Consider the following 18948-nt stretch of genomic DNA (forward strand, 5'->3'; position numbering starts at 1 on the left):
CGCGCGGTGGAGAGGGGAAGCCCGGTGAGCTCAATTAAATACCTGGGGAGTTACCCCTAAATTTCTTTTAGTTCAAAAAATAATCATAATAATTGTTTAAAATAAACACAATATGACGTCTATAATTAAATGGGTACTTTAATTGAGTGGAGTATTCTTGAAGATCGTGCGGAAATTTATGAGGCCGACATTTAACTTGGAGGCATTATGCTAGGAGTCTATGAAAACCTGGACAATCTACCTAAATTTAGAAGCAGATTGGAAAAAATACACCAAATCTTAATATTAAATGGAGTTGAACAATGCTTACCTTACTTTTGTTAATTATCATCTTACTTGCGGTGCTACCTAACTGGCCTTACAGCACCGGTTGGGGGTATTATCCAAGTGGTGTTGTAGGTATATTACTGATTGTCCTGATAGTTGTTTTACTGACCCGGGGTGGTCCCTAAAGGATAAGAGGAGAATTTTATCTCCTCTTATCAACAGGTTTAACCATTTGCTGCCGTCTGGATGAAGTATCTACCCTTTCATTCATATACGATGTTTAATTAACAAAAAATTAATTACAAATCCACTTACTCTCAGCAACTATGGAATAAACTTCATTATCGCCAATAACCAGATGATCTAATAAACGCGCATCGACTAACTCCAAAGCATTACGTATGCGCTTGGTTACGGCAATATCTTGATGACTGGCATCAGAAATTCCGGAAGGGTGATTATGCGCAAGGATTAATGCTGCGGCATTAAGTTGTAGTACTCGTTCTATAATAGGACGTGGATGTATGGTTGCGGTGTTGATGGTCCCGGAAAATAATTCTTCATAGGCAATGATGCGGTGTTGGTTATCAAGAAACAGAGCAGCAAAGGTTTCATTCTTATAATCGCGTAAACGTTTTTTTAAATAGGCATGAGTTTGTTTGCTATCGGTAATTTGGGTTTCTTTTTGCAAATGGATGAAATCACTGCGCCGACAGATTTCTTGAACTGCTTGTAATTGCACGTAACGAACCTCACCTAATCCATGTACTTGGCTGAATTGGGGAAGAGTTGCATTTAATACTGCTCGTAAATCGCCTAACTGGTTCAGTAATTCTGTTGCCAATTGCGCACAGGATTTTTTCCCACTGCCTGAACTAATGAAAATAGTAAGTAATTCAATATCAGAAAGGCATTGCGCGCCATTAGTGAGCAATTTTTCACGCAGATCTAACCGCCGCGTTGTTGGGACAAATATCATAATTAATTCCTTTATATTTATATTGCGAAGTTTAGCAGGGCTATTTTTATCAAAAAATAGTGGTCATGCAAGTTCATTCAGCAGAATTTTTTCGCGTTAATTTTTAATAAAATCATCAATAATCCACAAAGCGTCTCCTTTTGCTCTGTAAAAATACAGGGCAATTTCATCAATAAAATAATTCGTAGGTTGGGCCTTGGCCCAAGGCTCAACCTATTTTTTCTTTAATAATCATATTTTAATCACATGTACTAAAATTAATACATATGGACGGCAAATAATAATAGATTAACAGGAAATAAACATGAGAACTAAAACTGAAAAAAATACAGAAAAAATAAATATTCTGTCTTTAGAAATTATGCAGTTGATGAAGATAGAAAGACAAAAGAAAGCTACTGAATTCTTAGAAAAAATCATGCATTCATGTACAAAGGATGCGGTACTCGATAGAAATATACTTCTAGAATTATTTCAAAAGGTACATAAAAAAGCAGTCTCTACAGAGGAAAAACCAGGGCTAAAGGAAACATGGAATAATCAAGAGTTGTCCCTAAAGGAAAAAGCAGAAAAGTTAGCAGAATATCTAGCTAAACTAGAGCCGTTACCTTCTTTTATTAACCATATGGGCCAATTTTTAGAAATTATCACTGAGGAGAAAGAATTAAATTTATTTTTGAAAAACCCTCAAGAGTATATATATAGTCATTCGAATCTTTCTGTGCATGATCTACAAGTTTTACAATTTGTTATCAATGATCCAAATTTTAAGAGTTTGCCATCTATTAATCGGAGCTTATCGAGTAGTACAGATGTCTTTACTCCACTGGCCTATTACTTGCATCAGTTGCATGTGGATAAGTACGGTTCAATGGATGCTTTGCGATTTCCACAATGTATTAATCCGAAAGTAAAAGACCAAGTGCTCAAAGCATCAAATAAAGCATATTACGGTCCTCAAATTATGGGTAACATGGGAGCACAGCAAAGTTATGATCGTGGTTCGATTGCAAAAACTGCTGCAAAAGTAAAAGAGTTGCAAATGGGAGCTTGTCATACTTTTGCACAATTAGCAGCCGATCATCTTTTAAAATTAATGGATGAGGGTAAATTGCCTCGTATGCCTCTAAAACTTGTAAGTCATAAAGAAAATTTATATTCTCATACTTTTCTTTTATATGGACATCAATCAGATGACTTAACGGATTTATCTCAATGTTTGATTATAGATCCATGGGCTGTGGCCATGGGATATAATTCCACCTATGGCATTTTTACGGAAGAAAATTATCCCTATCCTGAGATGACCACTAAGTTAGAATGTTGCTTCGATAGCGTAACTCCTAGCGCGGAAAGTAAAAAATCAAATTCCCTTAACCAAGAATTAAGTACTGCTTTATTACGAGGAAGTTTCTTTTCTACTTCAAATCAGAACCGAAATGGAGAAAAATTATCAAGTCATCAGCAAATAGCAGTAAGTTTTATAACTAATTTAAAAAACCATACTCACCATGGAGTAAAAAAGGAACTCATGGAAAAACTTATTGAATCTATTAAAAAAGGCACGTTAACTCCCGAAGACTCGCTAAAAATGGCCACACTTGCTATCCATGCCAAAGTAATAGAGAAGGTTGAACAAACTTATAAATGGAAGGGAATTATTTCTAACAGTGAAGAGGGGTTTGTAAGCCTTTTTAATAAATCGACTCAAAAATTTTGGATGAATTATCTTTTTAAAGAGATGAAAAATGAAGGGCAAGTTGGGAATATAGACTCAATTTTGCTGGATAAAATAGTGCAGTCGCTCAATGAGACAACAGAGCATGAGTTTAATCCAGAAAGTACTTTATCAAATAAGATGGGAATTTGATTATTTTTTATCAATTAGTATATAATTAATCCTGTTTAATTAGAACGGATAATGGATAATATGTACGGAAAAGAAGAAAATTTTTATAGTGCTCTCCGGTTATATATCATATTCGATAATATGCCTTTGGATTCGATAATAAAATTAAGTTGCGTAAATACGCAATTAAATGAAATTATTACCGCATATCTTAAAACCGAGTTACAAATAAAACAAATCGCTTGTGGCCAAACCCATACACTTGTCTTATTAAAAAAAGGCCGAGTGTTTGCTACTGGAGAAAATAAGCATGGACAATTAGGTTTATCAGACGATAAGTATTTTGTGTTTTCTGAAATCACAGATATTGAGCGCATGGAGGCAATAAGTGCTGGTTTTGATCACTCAGTGATGTTAAGCAAAGAAAAAAACGTATGGGTAATGGGTAACAACGATAATAATCAGCTTACTTTTCAAGAAACTGTTTCAAAGCAGAATACTAATCCTCTTGAGGCATTCTCTTTAGAAGAAAATAAAATAAAGCTAGTTCCTTTGCAAAGGAGTATTAGTTTAACTCAAGTTAAAGCAATTAGTGCTGTTGATCATACAACAGTTGTTTTAAATGAAGATGGGACGATAAAAGTTTGTGGTAATCCTCAGTTACAAGCCTGTATTATTAATCAGCAATTAAAATTATTGCCTGCTTGGCTCATCAACGAGCTGCCAAAAGATTTAAATATTGTTGATGTTTCATTTGGCCAATGCCATGCGCTTTGTCTTACTAAAGAAGGTGAGGTGTATTGCTTCGGAAGTAATGACCAGGGTTTATTAGGATTAGGAAAAGAAATTGAGCAATGTGCGAGCTGGACTAAGTTATGCAACTGCAAAGCCAGTAAAATTAAAGCGACTGCTCTTGGCAGCTTTATTTTAACTACCGATCAGCGATTGTTGGTTTCTGGTATAAATTCGCAGCAACAATTGGGCACATTAGAAAAATCGATTTTTACTTTTGCAGAAATTGCAACTGAAGTAAAAGATTTTGATGCCAATGATTGGCATACTGTTTATCTGGATAAGAATAATCAATTGTACAGTATGGGTTGTAATGAATCTGGACAATTAGGTATCGGAAGATCTACAAAGCAAGATGAGATCACTCAGAAATCTCTGATCTCTGTAAAACATAGGATAGCCTCGGTACTACCAATAGAAGAGAAGTTTCCATTTATCTCTCAATTAAGCCGTAAAATCAAAATGAAAGAACCTGAATGGGAAGATAACGAAGAATTTGAACGAGACGATTATTGGGGTGAAGAGTCTGAAATGTCTCTAGGCTCTTGAGTATTGAGCTAAAGTTAATAATTAATAGATCAATAATGCAAGAAGAGTAGGCTCGTCTATAATTGTATTGGTTAAAATTAATACTGAAAAACCTGGATCATTGATGTTTCTTGCTCACAGGTAGTTTTTTATGTTTTGATCAGGGCAATTCTTTTAATAATGGTCAATTATGCAAGATTTCATTGGAAAAAAAATTCTTCTTGGTGTTTGTGGCGGGGTTGCTGCATATAAATCCGCTTTTTTAGTACGTGAATTAGCACGTGTTGGTGCTGAAGTACAAGTGGTGATGACGCATTCAGCTCAAGAGTTTATTACGCCTTTGCTCATGCAAGCCCTATCGGGTAAGGAGGTACGTACGGATTTATTTGATGCACAAGCAGAGCGCGGTATGGGGCATATTGAACTCGCACGTTGGGCCGATTATTTGGTTATTGCTCCAGCTTCAGCCAATTGCTTGGCTAAATTGGCGCAAGGTATTGCTGATGATTTATTATCGACTTTATATTTAGTCACAAAAACACCAGTTATTGTTTGTCCTGCTATGAATCATAGTATGTGGGAACATCCCGCCACAAAAGCTAATTGTCAAGTATTACAAGAGCGTGGGGTGATTTTTGTTGGTCCAGAAGATGGTCCACAAGCCTGTGGAGAATATGGGCCTGGACGGGTGAGCGAACCTGAACAAGTAATTACTGCTTTGCGTTTGTTTGAGGTACATCAGTTATTAAAAGGCAAAAAAGTCATCGTTACTGCAGGACCCACCCGTGAGCCGATTGATCCGGTGCGTTACATCAGTAACTACAGTTCTGGAAAAATGGGTTATGCTATGGCTGAAGCTGCAGCAATGGCTGGCGCAGATGTTACTTTAATTAGTGGATCTTGTGATTTGCTGGTTTCTAAGGGGATAAAATTACTTAAAGTAGAATCGGCACAAGAAATGCTGGATACAACATTGCATGAATTAGATGAGGGAATTATTTTCATTGGCAGTGCAGCGATTGCTGATTACCGGATTGAATCGCCAGCAACGCAAAAGATGAAAAAAATGCAACATGATGAGCTGAGTTTACATTTAGTGAAAAATCCAGATGTATTAAGTTCTGTTGTTGATACGGGCAAAGCATCATTTGTACTGGGCTTTGCTGCAGAAACAACGAGTGTAATTCATTATGCAACTGATAAATTAAAACGTAAAAAGCTCGATATGATTGTGGCCAACACAGTTGGTAAAGGTGTGGGTTTTGAAAGTGATGTAAATCAAGTGACATTAATTACTAAAGAAAAACATATTGCATTGCCTTTAACCCATAAAACACGATTAGCGGGACAAATTATTGCAATCCTGGCAGCAACTCTGCACAATGGCGCTAATTGAAGATTGATGTACTCTCTTCTTGTTATTTAAGTTAAGTAATCCCTCATCATTAGAAAGCACAAATAGTTAATTAGGAACGATTTATGACCCAAGCAATTCAATTAAAAATCCTCGATTCAAGAATAGGTAATAGTATTCCTTTACCTACTTATGCTACGGATGGTTCTGCTGGTTTGGATTTACGCGTGTGTATTAATGAGCCTATCCAGATCGCTCCTCAAGAAACAGTGTTATTGCCCACAGGCTTATCGATTTATATTGCAGATCCAAAATTAGCAGCGGTAATCTTGCCACGCTCAGGCTTGGGCCATAAAAACGGTATTGTTCTTGGTAATTTAGTAGGTTTGATTGATTCCGACTATCAGGGGGAATTAAAAATTTCTTGTTGGAACCGTGGTATTGAACATTTTACGGTGAATCCAGGTGAGCGTATAGCGCAATTGGTATTTATCCCAATAGTTCAGGCTGCTTTTGAAATTGTTGACCAGTTTACTGAGAGTTCGCGTGGCGAGGGAGGTTTTGGTAGTTCTGGGAGACATTAATGATTTACCAGCAAAAGCAAATACCGAGCTGCGTTTTTCGTGCTTGTGATATTCGTGGCATTATTGACCAGGATTTTGATGAACACTCTTTTTATAGCATTGCTTTGGCAATTGCTTATCGTTTGCAAGAGTTACAACGTCACCAGGTATTTTTAGCACGCGATGGTCGTTTGACCAGTACTGCTTTTGCTGTAGCCTTAAAACAAGGATTATTGGAAAGTGGGATTGATGTTGTTGATTTAGGAGAAGTTGCCACTCCTGTGATGTACTATGCAACTCAGTTACAAAAAATTGATTGCGGTTTGATGGTAACAGGCAGCCATAACCTGGCAAATTATAATGGCCTGAAAATGGTCTTTGCTGGAAAAACATTAGTTAAGGAAGATATTGAATATTTGTATCGTTTAATCGTCGAGAAAAAAAGAAATTTCGGACAAGGCAAGGAAATAGCAGTCAATCTCTTACCTCAATATATTCAGCATGTCCAAAGCGGCATTAAAGTAAAACGCCCTTTAAAAATAGTGGTTGATTGTGGAAATGGCATTGCTGGCCCTATAGTGCCAGCGGCTCTTACTGAACTTGGATGTGAGGTAATCCCGCTTTATTGTGAAGTAGATGGCCATTTTCCCAATCATCATCCCGATCCTGCTGTTGCTGAAAATTTAATTGACTTGCAAGCAGCGGTTACTCTCCATAAGGCAGATATGGGTTTAGCTTTTGATGGAGATGCTGATAGGTTAGGGTTAGTGACTGACACTGGAGAAGTGATTTGGCCCGATCGTTTAATGATGCTTTATGCCCGTGAAATTCTGCAACAAATCCCTGGCGCTACAGTAGTTTTTGATGTGAAGTGTTCGGGTCATTTAACAAAGGAAATTCAGGCTGCAGGTGGTGTAGCAAAGATGTGCCCAACAGGCCACTCTATTGTTCAAAAAATGATGAAGGCTAAACATGCTGCTTTGGCAGGTGAAATGAGTGGTCATATATTCTTTGGTGATCGCTGGTATGGGTTTGATGATGCCTTGTATAGTGCGTGTCGTTTATTGGAAATCATTAGTGCGTCGCATTTAACAGTAAGTGAACAATTTGCTTTAATTCCTAATAGTGTGAATACTCCAGAGTTAAAAATTGCTATTCCTGAAGATCGAAAATTTCAGTTGATGCAGCGTTTTTATAAGCAAGCGCAATTTTCCAAGGCAAAAATTATTGATATTGATGGCTTACGTGCTGAGTTTGAATATGGTTGGGGATTGGTACGTGCATCCAATACTACTGCTAATTTGGTTACTCGTTTTGAAGCAATAGATAACCAGCATTTACTGGCAATTCAAGAATTATTCAGAGAACAGCTTCTCATGGTGGATAGTACGTTAAAGTTGCCTTTTTAGTTAGGGTCTGTTTAATGATGCCGTTCGTACAATTATGAATAATCCTAAAAGTGGAGATGAGAAAAAAGGGGATTTAGCTGGAGTTTATGTCTACAAATTTAAAATTGATCATCAACAATTTCTTTTAGCTTATGAGTGGGATTCCTCACTAAGACTCTTATTCACACTTGGAGTACATGAAAATTTCTATCGGGATCTCAAGAGAAAATAATTGGCTATTCATACTCGTAATGTACTACTCATGTTTTTACGGATTTTGCAGAACATAAAGCATTACTTCCAACGGATGCTGATTTTGGATGCGTGCTGGTACTTTCTCTTGGTGTAGCTGTTGTAAGTGGTTTTGTTCTGATATGGTATGAATGTAGTGAGGATTATGGCTAAATCGGGCACTGGTTTGTAAAACCCATGAGTCTTTATCACTGATTTCGGTGGTGAAAATAAAATATCCTTGTGGGTTTAAGTGTTGGCTAATGGCAGTAAATAAGGTATTTAAATCACCAAAATAAGGCAACACATCAGCAGCAACTATAAGATCATATTTTTTATGATTTTTCTTAAAAAACTCATTGAGCTCTGCTTCAACTAATTCATCATAAATCTCTTTTTCTTTCGCTTGAGTGAGCATTTTCGCAGCAATATCTACACCCACCAGATGCTTACTCATTTCGCGTAAAACAATTCCAGTCAATCCGGTTCCGCAACCAAGATCAAGACTTTGAGTATTTATCGGTAATTTAAGCTGATGAATTACTCGGGCAATGTGTTGAGGAATATGATAGTGCAAAGTGCCTTGCATATGTTGATCATAATAAAGAGCGTAATTATTAAAAAGATTCTGGGCATACTCGGGGCTGGCTTGTGCTTTGCTCTCTCCTTCTAAAGCATGCAACATATGGGCACTCACCTTATCTTTAGGATTTGCAGCAAGTGCTTGTCGTAAATATTCGCGTGAGGTTTCACGTTGATCCATCTTGAGGTAAATCGCTGCTAAATTACTTAATGCCGCGTTGTGAGCAGGTTGCAGTCGTAAAATACATTCAAAAAAGATAATGGCTTCATTTAAATGGCCCAAAGCCATTTGTGCTACTCCTGAATTATATAAATATTCAATATTATTCGGAGCTTTTTTCAACAAAACATCATAATGCATCAATGCATTTTCAAAACGATCATGATGCATAAAGGTCGCTGCCAAATTGTTGCGCGCATCAATATGCTCATTATCCAGGGCGATTGCTTTGGTAAAATAATCGACAGCTTGTTGATGGTGTTCTTTCTTGAGTGCAATCACCCCTAGATTGGTAATTGCTTCAATTTGTTCACTGTCTTGTTCCAAGACTTTTTGAAATTCTTTTTCTGCTTTATTCAATTTATTGTCATTTAAGTATAAGATTCCCAAATAAAAATGTGCTTCTGCATACTCCGGGTTTAAGGCGACTACATTATTAAATTGCGTTTTCGCAGCGACTAATTGATTATTTTTTAAGAATAGTAAACCTAAATTAAAATGTGCTGTACTAAAATCAGGCTCAGCATTTACTGCTTGTGTGTAATGCGTTAATGCTTTTGAGTAATTATTTTGCAGAGCATGAATTGTGGCCAAATTATTATGAGCCTGGGCATAATTGGGGCGCAATTTGATGGCTTGATGATAAAACTCGATGGCCTTATCCATTTGGTTCATTTTTTTATAAGCATTAGCGAGATTATTGAGTAAAATTGCATCATTAGGGCTTAATTCATGGGCTTTTGATAGATACAAGATGGCATTAGGAATATTATTTGTCTGCGCATAAGCTAAGCCCAGGTAATGTAATGTTTGAAGATTTTTAGTATCTTTAGACAATATTTGTTCATAAATGCGAATTGCATTTTCTAATTTACCTTCGTGTTGTAGTTTATAAGCGCTAGCAAAAAGCGCTTCGAGTTCTGCGTCCATTATACCTTCTGAATAAGTTCACGTAGAGAGTTTAATGCTTGTGCACGATGGCTGATGCTATTTTTAATAGTAGCAGGTAATTGGGCGGCTGTGCATTGATATTTAGAAACATAAAAAATGGGATCATAACCAAATCCATCATCACCAAGAATTTCTGTATGGATGCTTCCTTTAAACATTCCAGTAGCAATTAATGGTGTAGGATCGTGAGCATGTTGTACTAAAGCAATGGCACAATAAAAATAAGCTTCACGCTGTATACCATATAAATGCTCCATATTTTTTAATAATAAATCGATATTTTCTTGATCGCTTGCTTTATTGCCTGCATAGCGTGCTGAATAAATGCCTGGTTCACCATTAAGTGCGGGAACAACTAAACCTGAATCATCTGCTAAAGCAGGTTTTTGCGCATGCAAGCTGGCATGTCGTGCTTTAATAAGTGCATTTTCAATAAAACTTAAACCATTTTCTACTGCGTCGCGAATGTTTAAACTGGTTTGCGAAATACAGTGAATTGGAGCCAGTAAAGCATTTAACTCTTTAATTTTACCTGGATTGCTGGTAGCAAGAATGAGCTCATTCATGAGAACTAGTAAAATGATAATTAAGCGTGTTGCTAGTGTAGCATAAGTTATTCTTTATTTTGGATTAGGGAAATGATTCTCATCTTGAAGGTAGACAAATTTCAAGTATTTTAGTTACGTATTTTTGTGTAAAAAATATACTCCGTTGCTGGATTTATGACGCGCTCTGCGTTAAAATATGGTTTTGTAAATTGTGCGCAAATCATGCCAGTTTCTCATATTTTATTAGCACTAATCGTTGTTCTTATTTGGGGATTTAACTTTATTTTTGTAAGTCTTGGCCTTACAGAAATTTCCCCATTATTGCTTTGTGCCTTGCGTTTCTTTCTCTCTAGTGTTCCCGCCATCTTTTTTGTTAAATTGCCAACACGTTCCTCCTTGCATATGGTAGCATTATATGGTTTAGTGATGTTTGCTTTGCAATTTGGGTTGTTATTCTTAGGTATGAGTTTTGGTATGCCTGCTGGAGTGGCTTCCATTTTGATTCAGGTACAAGTTTTTTTTAGTATGTTTTTTGCAGTGCTACTCCTAGGAGAAAAGCCTAACGCAGGACAAATGATTGGTGCTTTGGTCGCGTTTTTGGGGATTGCAATTGTTGCGTTGCATTTTGACCAGGATATTTCTTTGGCAGGCTTTCTCTTTATTCTCACCGCTGCTGCGACCTGGGGTATTGGTAATTTAATTACCAAGCAATTGAAGGGTGATAGCAACAATATGATGGTTTTGATTGTGTGGGGGAGTTTTATTGCCTGTATCCCCATGTTTATGGTTTCATTATTAGTTGAAGGAATAGATAATTTTTCGGCGACAATGTTGCATCTTAGTTGGAAAGGATTTGGCTCTTTGTGCTATATCGTATTTGCTTCTACCTGGATTGGTTATGGAGTGTGGAATTGGTTGATGGCACGTTATCCGGTGGGGATGGTGGCACCTTTTACTTTGTTGGTGCCGGTAATTGCAATGATTAGCTCTGTAATCTTTTTGGGTGAGCCTTTCCAATTGTGGAAGTTAGTGGTGGGTTTATTGGTAATTAGTGGTTTGTGTATTAATATCTTAGGTTCGCGTTTCGTAGCAATTAGAGCTAGAAAGGAAGTGGAGACATTCACATCGTGAAGGATGCAAAAACGATTGTACTTTGTGCAGATGATTTTGGTTTAAATGCTGGAGTTTCTCAAGGCATTTTAAAACTGGCCAGTATGAATCGTTTGTCAGCAGTGAGTTGTATGGTGAATATGCCTGATTTTGCTGCATATGCTTCTGAATTAATCGCTTTAAAAAGCAAGGTGCAAGTTGGTTTGCATTTTAATTTAACGGAAGGAAATTTTTTATCTGCTCCTGATACCCCTTGTTTTTCTTTAAATGAGTTATTGATTAAAACACATCTTGCCGCGATTAGATTAGTATTCATCGCTCAAGAGTTTAAGCAACAGCTCGCTTACTTTATACAACTTACTGGGTGCTTACCTGATTTTATCGATGGTCACCAGCATATCCATCAGTTTCCACGAATAAGAAAAGTCATCTTGGATTTATACGAGCAGCAATTAAGAGATTATAGAACTTTTATTCGTTCTACCTATCCTACTGTCAACAACACGTTTCGTTATTATCTCAAAACCAAAATTTTAGCGTTGACAGGGGGTAGGGCTTTAGGCTCTGCTTTAGCTACAGAGAACATTCCTCATAATACAGGATTTGCAGGCATTTATGATTTTTCACCTCAGGCTGATTATCGAGCTTTATTTCGCAGTTGGTTGCATTTGGCTTCAGATAATACCTTAATTATGTGTCATCCTGGGGAAGCATGTGCAGGGCTGGATGTTATTGCACCTACTCGTTTGATTGAATTCAATTATTTTTTGAGCGAGGATTTCATTATAGATTGCCAGGAGCATAATATTCACATTGCTGATGCATCTATGTGTTATACTTAATTATTATGCGTTATAAGGATGATAAAAATGGACGATCATTCCTCTATTCTTTTTACCCCTTTTGAGCTTGGTGGGCGCACTTTAAAAAACCGTATAGCCATGGCTCCTTTGACGCGTAATCGTGCTTTACATGGAGGTGATGTTCCGCAAAAATTAAATGCTGAATATTATGCTCAACGTGCTTCTGCAGGCTTAATTATTTCCGAGGCAACACAAATTTCCCCAACAGCAAAAGGTTATGCTTGGACGCCTGGGATTTATTCTTCAGAGCAAGTGGAGGGATGGAAATTAGTAACGAATGCTGTACATGCTAAAGGTGGCACTATTTATGCACAATTATGGCATGTAGGCCGAATTTCTCATCCTAGTTTACAACCAGAGCGAGCATTACCTGTTGCACCTTCTGCCTTGATACCTGAAGGACAAAAAACCTATATTGAAACCGGTGTATTTACAGCAATTGGCATGCCACGAGCCTTGAAATTAGAGGAAATCCCTTTAATTGTCGAAGATTATCGTAAGGCTGCAAAAAATGCCATAAGCGCAGGTTTTGATGGGGTAGAGGTACATGCTGCAAATGGTTATTTGATTCAACAATTCTTATCTGATGGTGCGAATTATCGCACCGATCAATATGGTGGTTCGGTGAGTAATCGGTTACGTTTTGCTTTAGAAGTAATGGAAGCTGTGACCGCTGAAATTGGTGGTTATCGCACCGGAATTCGTTTGTCACCTATTGGTGCAATGAATGGTATCTCTGAAACCTCACCTAACGATATTTATTTTTCCCTCGTGCGTGAATTAAGCCTCTTAAATCTTGCTTATATTCATGTTATTGAAGGAGCAACTCAAGGACCACGTGATTTTAATGGTTTTGATTTTCATGCGTTGCGTAAAGAGTTTCAAGGTGCATGGATGGTGAATAATAATTACACTCGCGAATTGGCCATCGAGGCAATTGCTTCGGGTTATGCAGATTTGGTAGCATTTGGTCGATCATTTATTGCGAATCCTGATTTAGTGACGCGCTTTAAGCTAAATGCACCACTTAATGCATTTGATCGCAGCACCTTTTATGGTGGTAATGAAAAAGGGTATACTGATTATCCAACTTTGTCTTGATAAAGCAAAGGGGACGGTCCGTCTCCTTTATTTAAGGTGTTAAAATCCGAGAACACCGCGCACCTGCTGGACCATTACTACCGGGACTTATAAAGCTGCCACCATTTATATCAAAATTAATGAGCCATTTGAAAATGGCTGGGTCAAAATTGGACAACTCGGTAGAGCTCCAATAAGCACCTGTAAGACAATCAGCGCCATTGGGTGGAGTGCAGGAAGTACTTGGTGTTGTGGCATTCGTATCTCCAATCAAGAAAGAAAGATTGTCAAACATGTTTTGTATTCCTGTTGGGCATGTTAAGAGCATACTGTTAACATTCATCTCACAAACTGCTGGTAAATACCAGTCTGAATAGCCATTGATGGTTGCGTGGCATAATCCTGCAGCATAATATTCTAATGGTGTAGGCGCACTTCCTCCGAATGTACGATTATAATTATAATAAGAGACGATATTGCCTGAGTTACAATTTCCATCCGAGCTGCCGTTGCATGGAATATAGGGGGGCGTTCCTGATGGATAGGGCGGAGAAGAGGGGGATGGAGTTGAAGGAGTGGATACTTCATCTATACCAAGAATAACCGTGCTATCATCAGCATCGGCAGCTGTTCCACCATTGCCATTGGAACTCCAAATAATACTTGTCGGTTGAGTACCTAAACTAGGAATGTCTGGTGTAGCCTGATCTACTAGAGTAGTTACTTTACCACTAATACTACCTGTATTGGATGTTGTATCATCTATTGAATAAATAAAACCACCCTGATACTGACAACCATAGTTTAATACATAAATATTTACTTGACTGGAAAGACCACCATCCGCAGTAATGGTTACTGTCCCTGCAACAGGTGGTGTTCCTGAACTACATATTTGATGGATACTGTTCCCATTGAATTTACTGTAATCGAGGGAGGATATCCTGCAACGGGGGTAAATGTCTACAGGGGAATGCCCGCTTGCACGGCGCTCATTAATATTAATCCAGCAGCGCTAAGTACTAAGCGTGTTAAATATTTTTTATTCATGTTCATTCCCTATGAACAGTAGTAAGTTAATAACTTTAAGCTTACCGTCTGTGATTTAAAGAGTATTCTTTTCCATATTCAAACTATTTTGTAACTGTTTACTCCAATTGTAAAGAGGTATTAGAGTTTTTGAATGTGTGTCAAATGAGGACATACCCTAATTTTTTCTGTATTATCAAACCTAACTCTAATGTGAAACAAGGAAGGGATGTCTTGCGCGACGTTTTTTTTATTTCTCTTGGTGCTATTTTGGGAGCTAATTTACGCTATTTCGTCAACCGTTTTTCACTGCGTTATTTATCGCCAGATATCCCTTTGGGAACCTTAATTGTCAATTTAACGGGAAGTTTTATTTTAGGCTTTTTTTTGGCTTGGACTTTGGAGAGAGTGGAAGTTGATCCCCGTTGGCGTTCCTTTGTTGCAGTTGGTTTTTGTGGAGCATATACAACTTTTTCAAGTTTTAGTTATGAAACTTATGTGTTTTTAGAGCGCAGTGACTACGGTCTTGCTGCAATGAATTTTATCTGTAATAATCTTTTTTCCATACTTGCAGTAGTTGCAGGGATCATATTAGCAAGGGCGCTCTAATATGAAATTAGTCAAAATCACTATTTATATTAATGAAGCAGATAAATGGCAGCACCGTCCTTTGGATTTGGAGCTCATGAATCTGTTGGATGAGCATGGTATTATCGGGGGAACGGTTTTACGTGCTGTTGCTGGGTTTACTTATCATCAGCCAGTAGAAACTACTACGCTTGTTGATGTTAACAGTCGATTGCCTTTGGTGGTGCAATTTATCGATTCAGAGAAAAAAGTTGCAGCGGTATTACCTTTGTTAAAAAGCATGATTGGTGATCGTTTAATGATTCGTCAACCGGTGGACGTGTTAAATGGCAAGTTACCGGCAAGCCCAGTATCTTGAGAGAATAAAACTGTAGATAGATACTAAAGCTAACACCAGCAGCAATGCTAACATATAGTTTAGGTGAGTGAAACGCAGCACTATAAAATACAACGTTTCATTAATTGTTCCTGCAGAAAGTGCCACCATAAAGAAATACGGTAATCGCAATATTTTTTGGTCATGCAATTGGGAGAAGGTCAGATATTTATGTCCAAAAAAGCTGACATTAAATGCAGTGAGAAATGCAAAAATATTAGCAAATAATGCGTGAAAATATGCATAAGTTACAAGTAAATATACAATTCCCAAGTGTACCAATGCTGCAGTACATCCAATTGCTGCATAATAAATCAATCGATGTTTCAATTTAAGCGGGGTTGTCGTCAAAGCTGGATTCCTCATCAATAATATAATGAGGTCTATGTTTTACCTCATCAAATACACGCCCTATATATTCTCCTACTACACCTAATGCAAATAGCTGTAAACCACCAAAAAAAGTAATGGCTGTGACAATAGTTGCCCAACCAGGCGTTTTGATGCCAAAAACCAAAGTACTAAAAACAATCCAAGTTGCATATATTATAGCTAAAGTTGCTACGCTAATGCCACCTAAAGCGATTAATCTCAGTGGGAAGGCGGTAAACGAAGTAATGCCAGTAATCGCTAAATCAAGCAGTGAATAGAAATTCCACTGTGAAGTACCGGCCTTACGTGGCTGTACTTCAAAGGGAATGGCTACTTGTTTAAAACCTACCCAGCTGTACAAACCTTTCATAAAACGATTACGTTCAGGTAATTTTTGTAAGGCATTAACAATTTTGCGATCCAACAAACGAAAATCACCTGCATTGGCGGGAATATTGATGCGGTTGATGCGCGAAGTAAATTGATAGAAAGTCTTGGCGCAGGTACGTCTTAGCCATGATTCATCATAACGGTTTTGCCGTACAGCATAGACCATGTCATAGCCTTTTTCCCATTTATTAATAAACTCACTTAAGAGCTCCAAAGGATGTTGAAAGTCACTGTCCATTAAAATTACGGCATCACCTTTCGCATAATCAAGTCCTGCACTTAATGCACGCTCTTTACCAAAATTTCGGCTAAAGCGTAGATAGCGCAATTTATAGTGCGTTCTTAAGTCATTAATAATCATCGATGTATTGTCTTGGCTGCCATCATCGATCAAGAAAATTTCATAGGCATAAGGTAATTTCTTTAAGGTGTCATCTAAGGCAGCAACAAAGTCTGCAATCACTGTTTCTTCATTATAAACAGGAATGACACAAGAAATACTTTTTTTGGGGTTCTTCAGTTTGGACATAATTTTGTATGAACTGCTTTTTTATTTTAATTAACTATATTAACCTGAATTAGAAGTTCACGTAAGATGTATTTTAATTATGGATGTTGAAATTAATTATGCGCACTTATATAGATTTAAATGCAATGTTGCACGTTAAGAATGCTCCTCTATTGTTACCCTCAAATATTGCGACATTTTTGTACGAAAACAAATCTAATTACCTTACTCCCAAGGAGAATCATGATCAATTGATATTAAACCTTCCATTAGTGAAGTCAGGGCATTCGCAATGGCATATTATTGGCAAAGCAATTAGCAATGGTCATTTTGCGACAGTATATGAATCCCATTTTAAAATCATACTTAAGAGAGATAAGCAAGAATCCCTTGTTGCTGAAGTGGTTCTGGCAAATGATGTGGTTAAAATACAAAGGGCTAATCTCAAAACTACTCATGAAAAATTATTAAAATGTGCGCAACAGGAAGCTTTATATCAGCAAAAGCATTGGGTTGATGTAAGCGCAGTGGTAGATACAGGAAGGGAAGTGATTACAGTGCTTGAAAATTGCGGCATTGATTTGTGTCGATTATTGCCGTTTAATTTTCTGAATCATCCAAATATTTTGTCCCATTGTTTAGAAATTATCTGTCGTATACTGAATGAAATGTTACTCTTACAGCAAAATAATATTGTGCATCGCGATCTTAAACTGGAGAATATTTGCTATAAATCAATTTCTGATGCTTCTGGGAAAGAGATAGTTCGCATTATTTTTATCGATTTTGGTTTTGCCAAAGAAGCCGATATGCGTGAGAATGTAATTTCTGGAACTATTAACTATATCGCTCCCGAAGTAATGGCAGGATTTGGAAGTAGTTATGCTTCTGATATCTATTCTTTAGTTGGTGTTTTAGCTGTTCTTTTAGGGGCTAAAGATGTTTTTGATGATAAATTACAATTTACTCATCTGAGAGATGTTGCCAATGCCCCTTATCGTTTAATTAATTTATTTCAGAATTATAATGTTTCCCGAGAGGATCCATTCTTATTAGGCGACATTAAAATTTTATTAATGGCAATGCAAAATCCTAATCCTAAGAGTCGTCCGCCACTTGAAGTAGTCAATAAATTTTTTACTTTAGTCAAAGCACGACAGGAGCAATACAAAGTTTTTCGTGCTAACTGGGATATTTTAGCGCAGAATTTTTATCAATTAGATGCGCATTATGCTAAGCTGGAATATCTACAAAATCATAATAGTGTGATGCCCTTACATTTATTAAACGATAGCAATCCTTTTAGTAATTCTTTTGCGAAAGAATTAACACGTGCTCGTAGCCGAATTTATAAGCGGTTAGACGCTTTATGGCAAACACCAAAATCGCATTATCAATTAGCCAGACGATTAGTTTTAGAAAATCGTGTAGCTGATTTTGAGGAGCAAGATAAACCTTATCCATCGCTAAAAGAACTTAATGAGCTTTTATGCAAAGAAAATGCAAAATTAAAACAAGTTCTAGATGGTTTTAAGATCTTGACTACTTATAGTAAAAGCAGTAAGAAATTAAAACTTGTGATGCAGGTTTTGCAAAAAACTAGTGCGCCTAGTGAAAAAATGGGGGCATTAAAAACAATCGCTCATAAGTATAAGAGAATTCAAGCTGTATCTTCAACAGGCTATGGTAAGTTCAATGAATTTACTTTATTTGCACAAAAAGAGATGAATTTCTCTACGAACTCACCTGAGAAATATAATAGTTTATTGAAGCAATAATTAAGTTGACACCATTGACCATTCACGAGGTATGTACATTTCGTCATTGAGAGCCCTTGGCGGAGCCAAAACGATGCTTCGTTAAAAATCTGTACTGCTTCACTTCGTTCGCAATGACGACAATTTATTTAATGTATCTCCCCAGCACGTCTTGTACACAGGCGTCACCTGTGATTTGATACGACGTGTTTATGAGCATAAGGCCAAGCTGGTTAAAGGCTCTACCCAAAAATATAATGTTGACCGTTTAGTTTATTATGAGGCCTGTGCACATATCGTTGATGCCATTTTGCGCGAAAAACAACTCAAAGGATGGACTCGAAAAAGAAAAGATGCCTTGGTTCATGCTTTTAATCCTGAATGGTGTGACCTATATCAATCCTTATGTTGAATAATAAAGGACTGTGCCTCATTCGGAAGATCCTTCAAACGGCTACGCCGTTTTCAGGATGACGTGCTGGGGAGATACATTAAATAAATTGTCGTCATTGCGAACGAAGTGAAGCAGTACAGATTTTTAACGAAGCATCGTTTTGGCTCCGCCAGGGGCTTTCAATGACGAAATGTACATATCTCGTGAACAGTTTTATCTTATGGAATGC

20 protein-coding genes are annotated in these 18948 nt (G+C 37.3%); 14 read left to right on the plus strand and 6 right to left on the minus strand.

Annotated elements, in window-relative coordinates:
* Positions 1-302 precede the first annotated feature (302 nt).
* Positions 303-452: a DUF3309 family protein gene (locus QM652_RS07860; RefSeq protein WP_415074542.1), complete on the plus strand. Its 150-nt coding sequence runs from the start codon at positions 303-305 to the stop codon at positions 450-452.
* Positions 453-562: 110 nt separating this feature from the next.
* On the opposite strand, the gene radC is transcribed toward QM652_RS07860, so the two are convergent.
* Entirely contained in the window at positions 563-1246 is a 684-nt protein-coding gene (gene radC / locus QM652_RS07865; protein WP_415074544.1) for a RadC family protein, read from the minus strand.
* 304 nt (positions 1247-1550) lie between these two features.
* On the opposite strand from radC, the gene QM652_RS07870 reads away from it, so the two are divergent.
* From QM652_RS07870 to QM652_RS07895, 6 genes are all read left to right on the plus strand, one after another.
* Complete coding sequence (locus QM652_RS07870) at positions 1551-3116, plus strand: hypothetical protein (protein ID WP_415074546.1); 1566 nt, start codon at positions 1551-1553, stop codon at positions 3114-3116.
* A 51-nt stretch (positions 3117-3167) separates the two neighbouring features.
* A complete protein-coding gene (locus tag QM652_RS07875) occupies positions 3168-4436 on the plus strand; it encodes an RCC1 domain-containing protein (protein ID WP_415074548.1) in 1269 nt (422 codons plus the stop codon).
* A gap of 169 nt (positions 4437-4605) precedes the next feature.
* Entirely contained in the window at positions 4606-5811 is a 1206-nt protein-coding gene (gene coaBC, locus QM652_RS07880) for a bifunctional phosphopantothenoylcysteine decarboxylase/phosphopantothenate--cysteine ligase CoaBC (protein WP_415074550.1), read from the plus strand.
* Between the two features lie 83 nt (positions 5812-5894).
* A complete protein-coding gene (dut, locus tag QM652_RS07885) occupies positions 5895-6353 on the plus strand; it encodes a dUTP diphosphatase (RefSeq protein ID WP_415074552.1) in 459 nt (152 codons plus the stop codon).
* On the plus strand, positions 6353-7741 hold the full coding sequence (locus QM652_RS07890) for a phosphomannomutase/phosphoglucomutase (RefSeq protein WP_415074554.1): 1389 nt from the start codon (positions 6353-6355) through the stop codon (positions 7739-7741). The genes dut and QM652_RS07890 overlap by 1 nt, the downstream gene beginning before the upstream one ends.
* A gap of 7 nt (positions 7742-7748) precedes the next feature.
* A complete protein-coding gene (locus QM652_RS07895) occupies positions 7749-7952 on the plus strand; it encodes a type II toxin-antitoxin system RelE/ParE family toxin (RefSeq protein ID WP_415074609.1) in 204 nt (67 codons plus the stop codon).
* A 36-nt stretch (positions 7953-7988) separates the two neighbouring features.
* Here the strand turns inward: QM652_RS07895 and QM652_RS07900 are convergent, their stop codons facing one another.
* Positions 7989-9683: a tetratricopeptide repeat protein gene (locus QM652_RS07900; protein WP_415074556.1), complete on the minus strand. Its 1695-nt coding sequence runs from the start codon at positions 9681-9683 to the stop codon at positions 7989-7991.
* Positions 9683-10270: an RdgB/HAM1 family non-canonical purine NTP pyrophosphatase gene (gene rdgB, locus QM652_RS07905; RefSeq protein WP_415074558.1), complete on the minus strand. Its 588-nt coding sequence runs from the start codon at positions 10268-10270 to the stop codon at positions 9683-9685. Before rdgB ends, QM652_RS07900 begins: the two co-directional genes overlap by 1 nt.
* Positions 10271-10474: 204 nt before the next feature.
* Between rdgB and QM652_RS07910 the strand changes: the two genes are divergently transcribed.
* From QM652_RS07910 to QM652_RS07920, 3 genes are read left to right on the plus strand one after another with little or no spacing between them, the layout of a single operon-like run.
* Positions 10475-11383 (plus strand): EamA family transporter, encoded by a 909-nt coding sequence (locus tag QM652_RS07910; protein ID WP_415074611.1) that lies wholly within the window; start codon positions 10475-10477, stop codon positions 11381-11383.
* Positions 11380-12204, plus strand: coding sequence for a ChbG/HpnK family deacetylase (locus QM652_RS07915; protein ID WP_415074560.1), 825 nt, complete (start codon positions 11380-11382; stop codon positions 12202-12204). Before QM652_RS07910 ends, QM652_RS07915 begins: the two co-directional genes overlap by 4 nt.
* A gap of 27 nt (positions 12205-12231) precedes the next feature.
* Positions 12232-13326: an alkene reductase gene (locus QM652_RS07920; protein ID WP_415074562.1), complete on the plus strand. Its 1095-nt coding sequence runs from the start codon at positions 12232-12234 to the stop codon at positions 13324-13326.
* A 31-nt stretch (positions 13327-13357) separates the two neighbouring features.
* Here QM652_RS07920 and QM652_RS07925 read toward each other — a convergent pair whose 3' ends face one another.
* A complete protein-coding gene (locus QM652_RS07925; RefSeq protein ID WP_415074564.1) occupies positions 13358-13600 on the minus strand; it encodes a hypothetical protein in 243 nt (80 codons plus the stop codon).
* A gap of 968 nt (positions 13601-14568) precedes the next feature.
* Here QM652_RS07925 and crcB point away from each other — a divergent pair.
* Both crcB and QM652_RS07935 read left to right on the plus strand, forming a co-directional pair.
* A complete protein-coding gene (gene crcB, locus QM652_RS07930; RefSeq protein ID WP_415074566.1) occupies positions 14569-14943 on the plus strand; it encodes a fluoride efflux transporter CrcB in 375 nt (124 codons plus the stop codon).
* A gap of 1 nt (position 14944) precedes the next feature.
* Positions 14945-15280, plus strand: a complete 336-nt coding sequence (locus tag QM652_RS07935) for a DUF190 domain-containing protein (protein WP_415074568.1) — start codon at positions 14945-14947, stop codon at positions 15278-15280.
* On the opposite strand, the gene QM652_RS07940 is transcribed toward QM652_RS07935, so the two are convergent.
* Together QM652_RS07940 and QM652_RS07945 are read right to left on the minus strand one after the other, a co-directional pair.
* Complete coding sequence (locus QM652_RS07940) at positions 15257-15664, minus strand: GtrA family protein (protein ID WP_415074569.1); 408 nt, start codon at positions 15662-15664, stop codon at positions 15257-15259. The two genes, QM652_RS07935 and QM652_RS07940, sit on opposite strands and share 24 nt — an antisense overlap.
* Complete coding sequence (locus tag QM652_RS07945; RefSeq protein WP_415074571.1) at positions 15630-16589, minus strand: glycosyltransferase family 2 protein; 960 nt, start codon at positions 16587-16589, stop codon at positions 15630-15632. The genes QM652_RS07940 and QM652_RS07945 overlap by 35 nt, the downstream gene beginning before the upstream one ends.
* A 98-nt stretch (positions 16590-16687) precedes the next feature.
* On the opposite strand from QM652_RS07945, the gene QM652_RS07950 reads away from it, so the two are divergent.
* Entirely contained in the window at positions 16688-18346 is a 1659-nt protein-coding gene (locus tag QM652_RS07950) for a protein kinase domain-containing protein (RefSeq protein WP_415074573.1), read from the plus strand.
* Positions 18347-18497: 151 nt separating this feature from the next.
* Positions 18498-18737, plus strand: coding sequence for a GIY-YIG nuclease family protein (locus tag QM652_RS07955; protein ID WP_415074575.1), 240 nt, complete (start codon positions 18498-18500; stop codon positions 18735-18737).
* Positions 18738-18948 lie beyond the last annotated feature (211 nt).

The organism is Legionella sp., assembly GCF_047605385.1.
Taxonomy (GTDB): Bacteria; Pseudomonadota; Gammaproteobacteria; order Legionellales; family Legionellaceae; genus Legionella.

Excerpts from the sequence above, each read along its gene's own strand:
- rdgB (WP_415074558.1), bottom strand. The coding sequence starts at position 10,270 with ATGAATGAGCTCATTCTTGCTACCAGCAATCCAGGTAAAATTAAAGAG.
- QM652_RS07945 (WP_415074571.1), bottom strand. The coding sequence starts at position 16,589 with ATGTCCAAACTGAAGAACCCCAAAAAAAGTATTTCTTGTGTCATTCCT.
- QM652_RS07900 (WP_415074556.1), bottom strand. The coding sequence starts at position 9,683 with ATGGACGCAGAACTCGAAGCGCTTTTTGCTAGCGCTTATAAACTACAA.
- QM652_RS07870 (WP_415074546.1), top strand. The coding sequence starts at position 1,551 with ATGAGAACTAAAACTGAAAAAAATACAGAAAAAATAAATATTCTGTCT.
- QM652_RS07890 (WP_415074554.1), top strand. The coding sequence starts at position 6,353 with ATGATTTACCAGCAAAAGCAAATACCGAGCTGCGTTTTTCGTGCTTGT.
- QM652_RS07920 (WP_415074562.1), top strand. The coding sequence starts at position 12,232 with ATGGACGATCATTCCTCTATTCTTTTTACCCCTTTTGAGCTTGGTGGG.
- QM652_RS07940 (WP_415074569.1), bottom strand. The coding sequence starts at position 15,664 with ATGAGGAATCCAGCTTTGACGACAACCCCGCTTAAATTGAAACATCGA.
- QM652_RS07910 (WP_415074611.1), top strand. The coding sequence starts at position 10,475 with ATGCCAGTTTCTCATATTTTATTAGCACTAATCGTTGTTCTTATTTGG.
- radC (WP_415074544.1), bottom strand. The coding sequence starts at position 1,246 with ATGATATTTGTCCCAACAACGCGGCGGTTAGATCTGCGTGAAAAATTG.
- QM652_RS07935 (WP_415074568.1), top strand. The coding sequence starts at position 14,945 with ATGAAATTAGTCAAAATCACTATTTATATTAATGAAGCAGATAAATGG.
- QM652_RS07860 (WP_415074542.1), top strand. The coding sequence starts at position 303 with ATGCTTACCTTACTTTTGTTAATTATCATCTTACTTGCGGTGCTACCT.
- coaBC (WP_415074550.1), top strand. The coding sequence starts at position 4,606 with ATGCAAGATTTCATTGGAAAAAAAATTCTTCTTGGTGTTTGTGGCGGG.
- QM652_RS07875 (WP_415074548.1), top strand. The coding sequence starts at position 3,168 with ATGGATAATATGTACGGAAAAGAAGAAAATTTTTATAGTGCTCTCCGG.
- QM652_RS07950 (WP_415074573.1), top strand. The coding sequence starts at position 16,688 with ATGCGCACTTATATAGATTTAAATGCAATGTTGCACGTTAAGAATGCT.
- QM652_RS07925 (WP_415074564.1), bottom strand. The coding sequence starts at position 13,600 with ATGTTTGACAATCTTTCTTTCTTGATTGGAGATACGAATGCCACAACA.
- dut (WP_415074552.1), top strand. The coding sequence starts at position 5,895 with ATGACCCAAGCAATTCAATTAAAAATCCTCGATTCAAGAATAGGTAAT.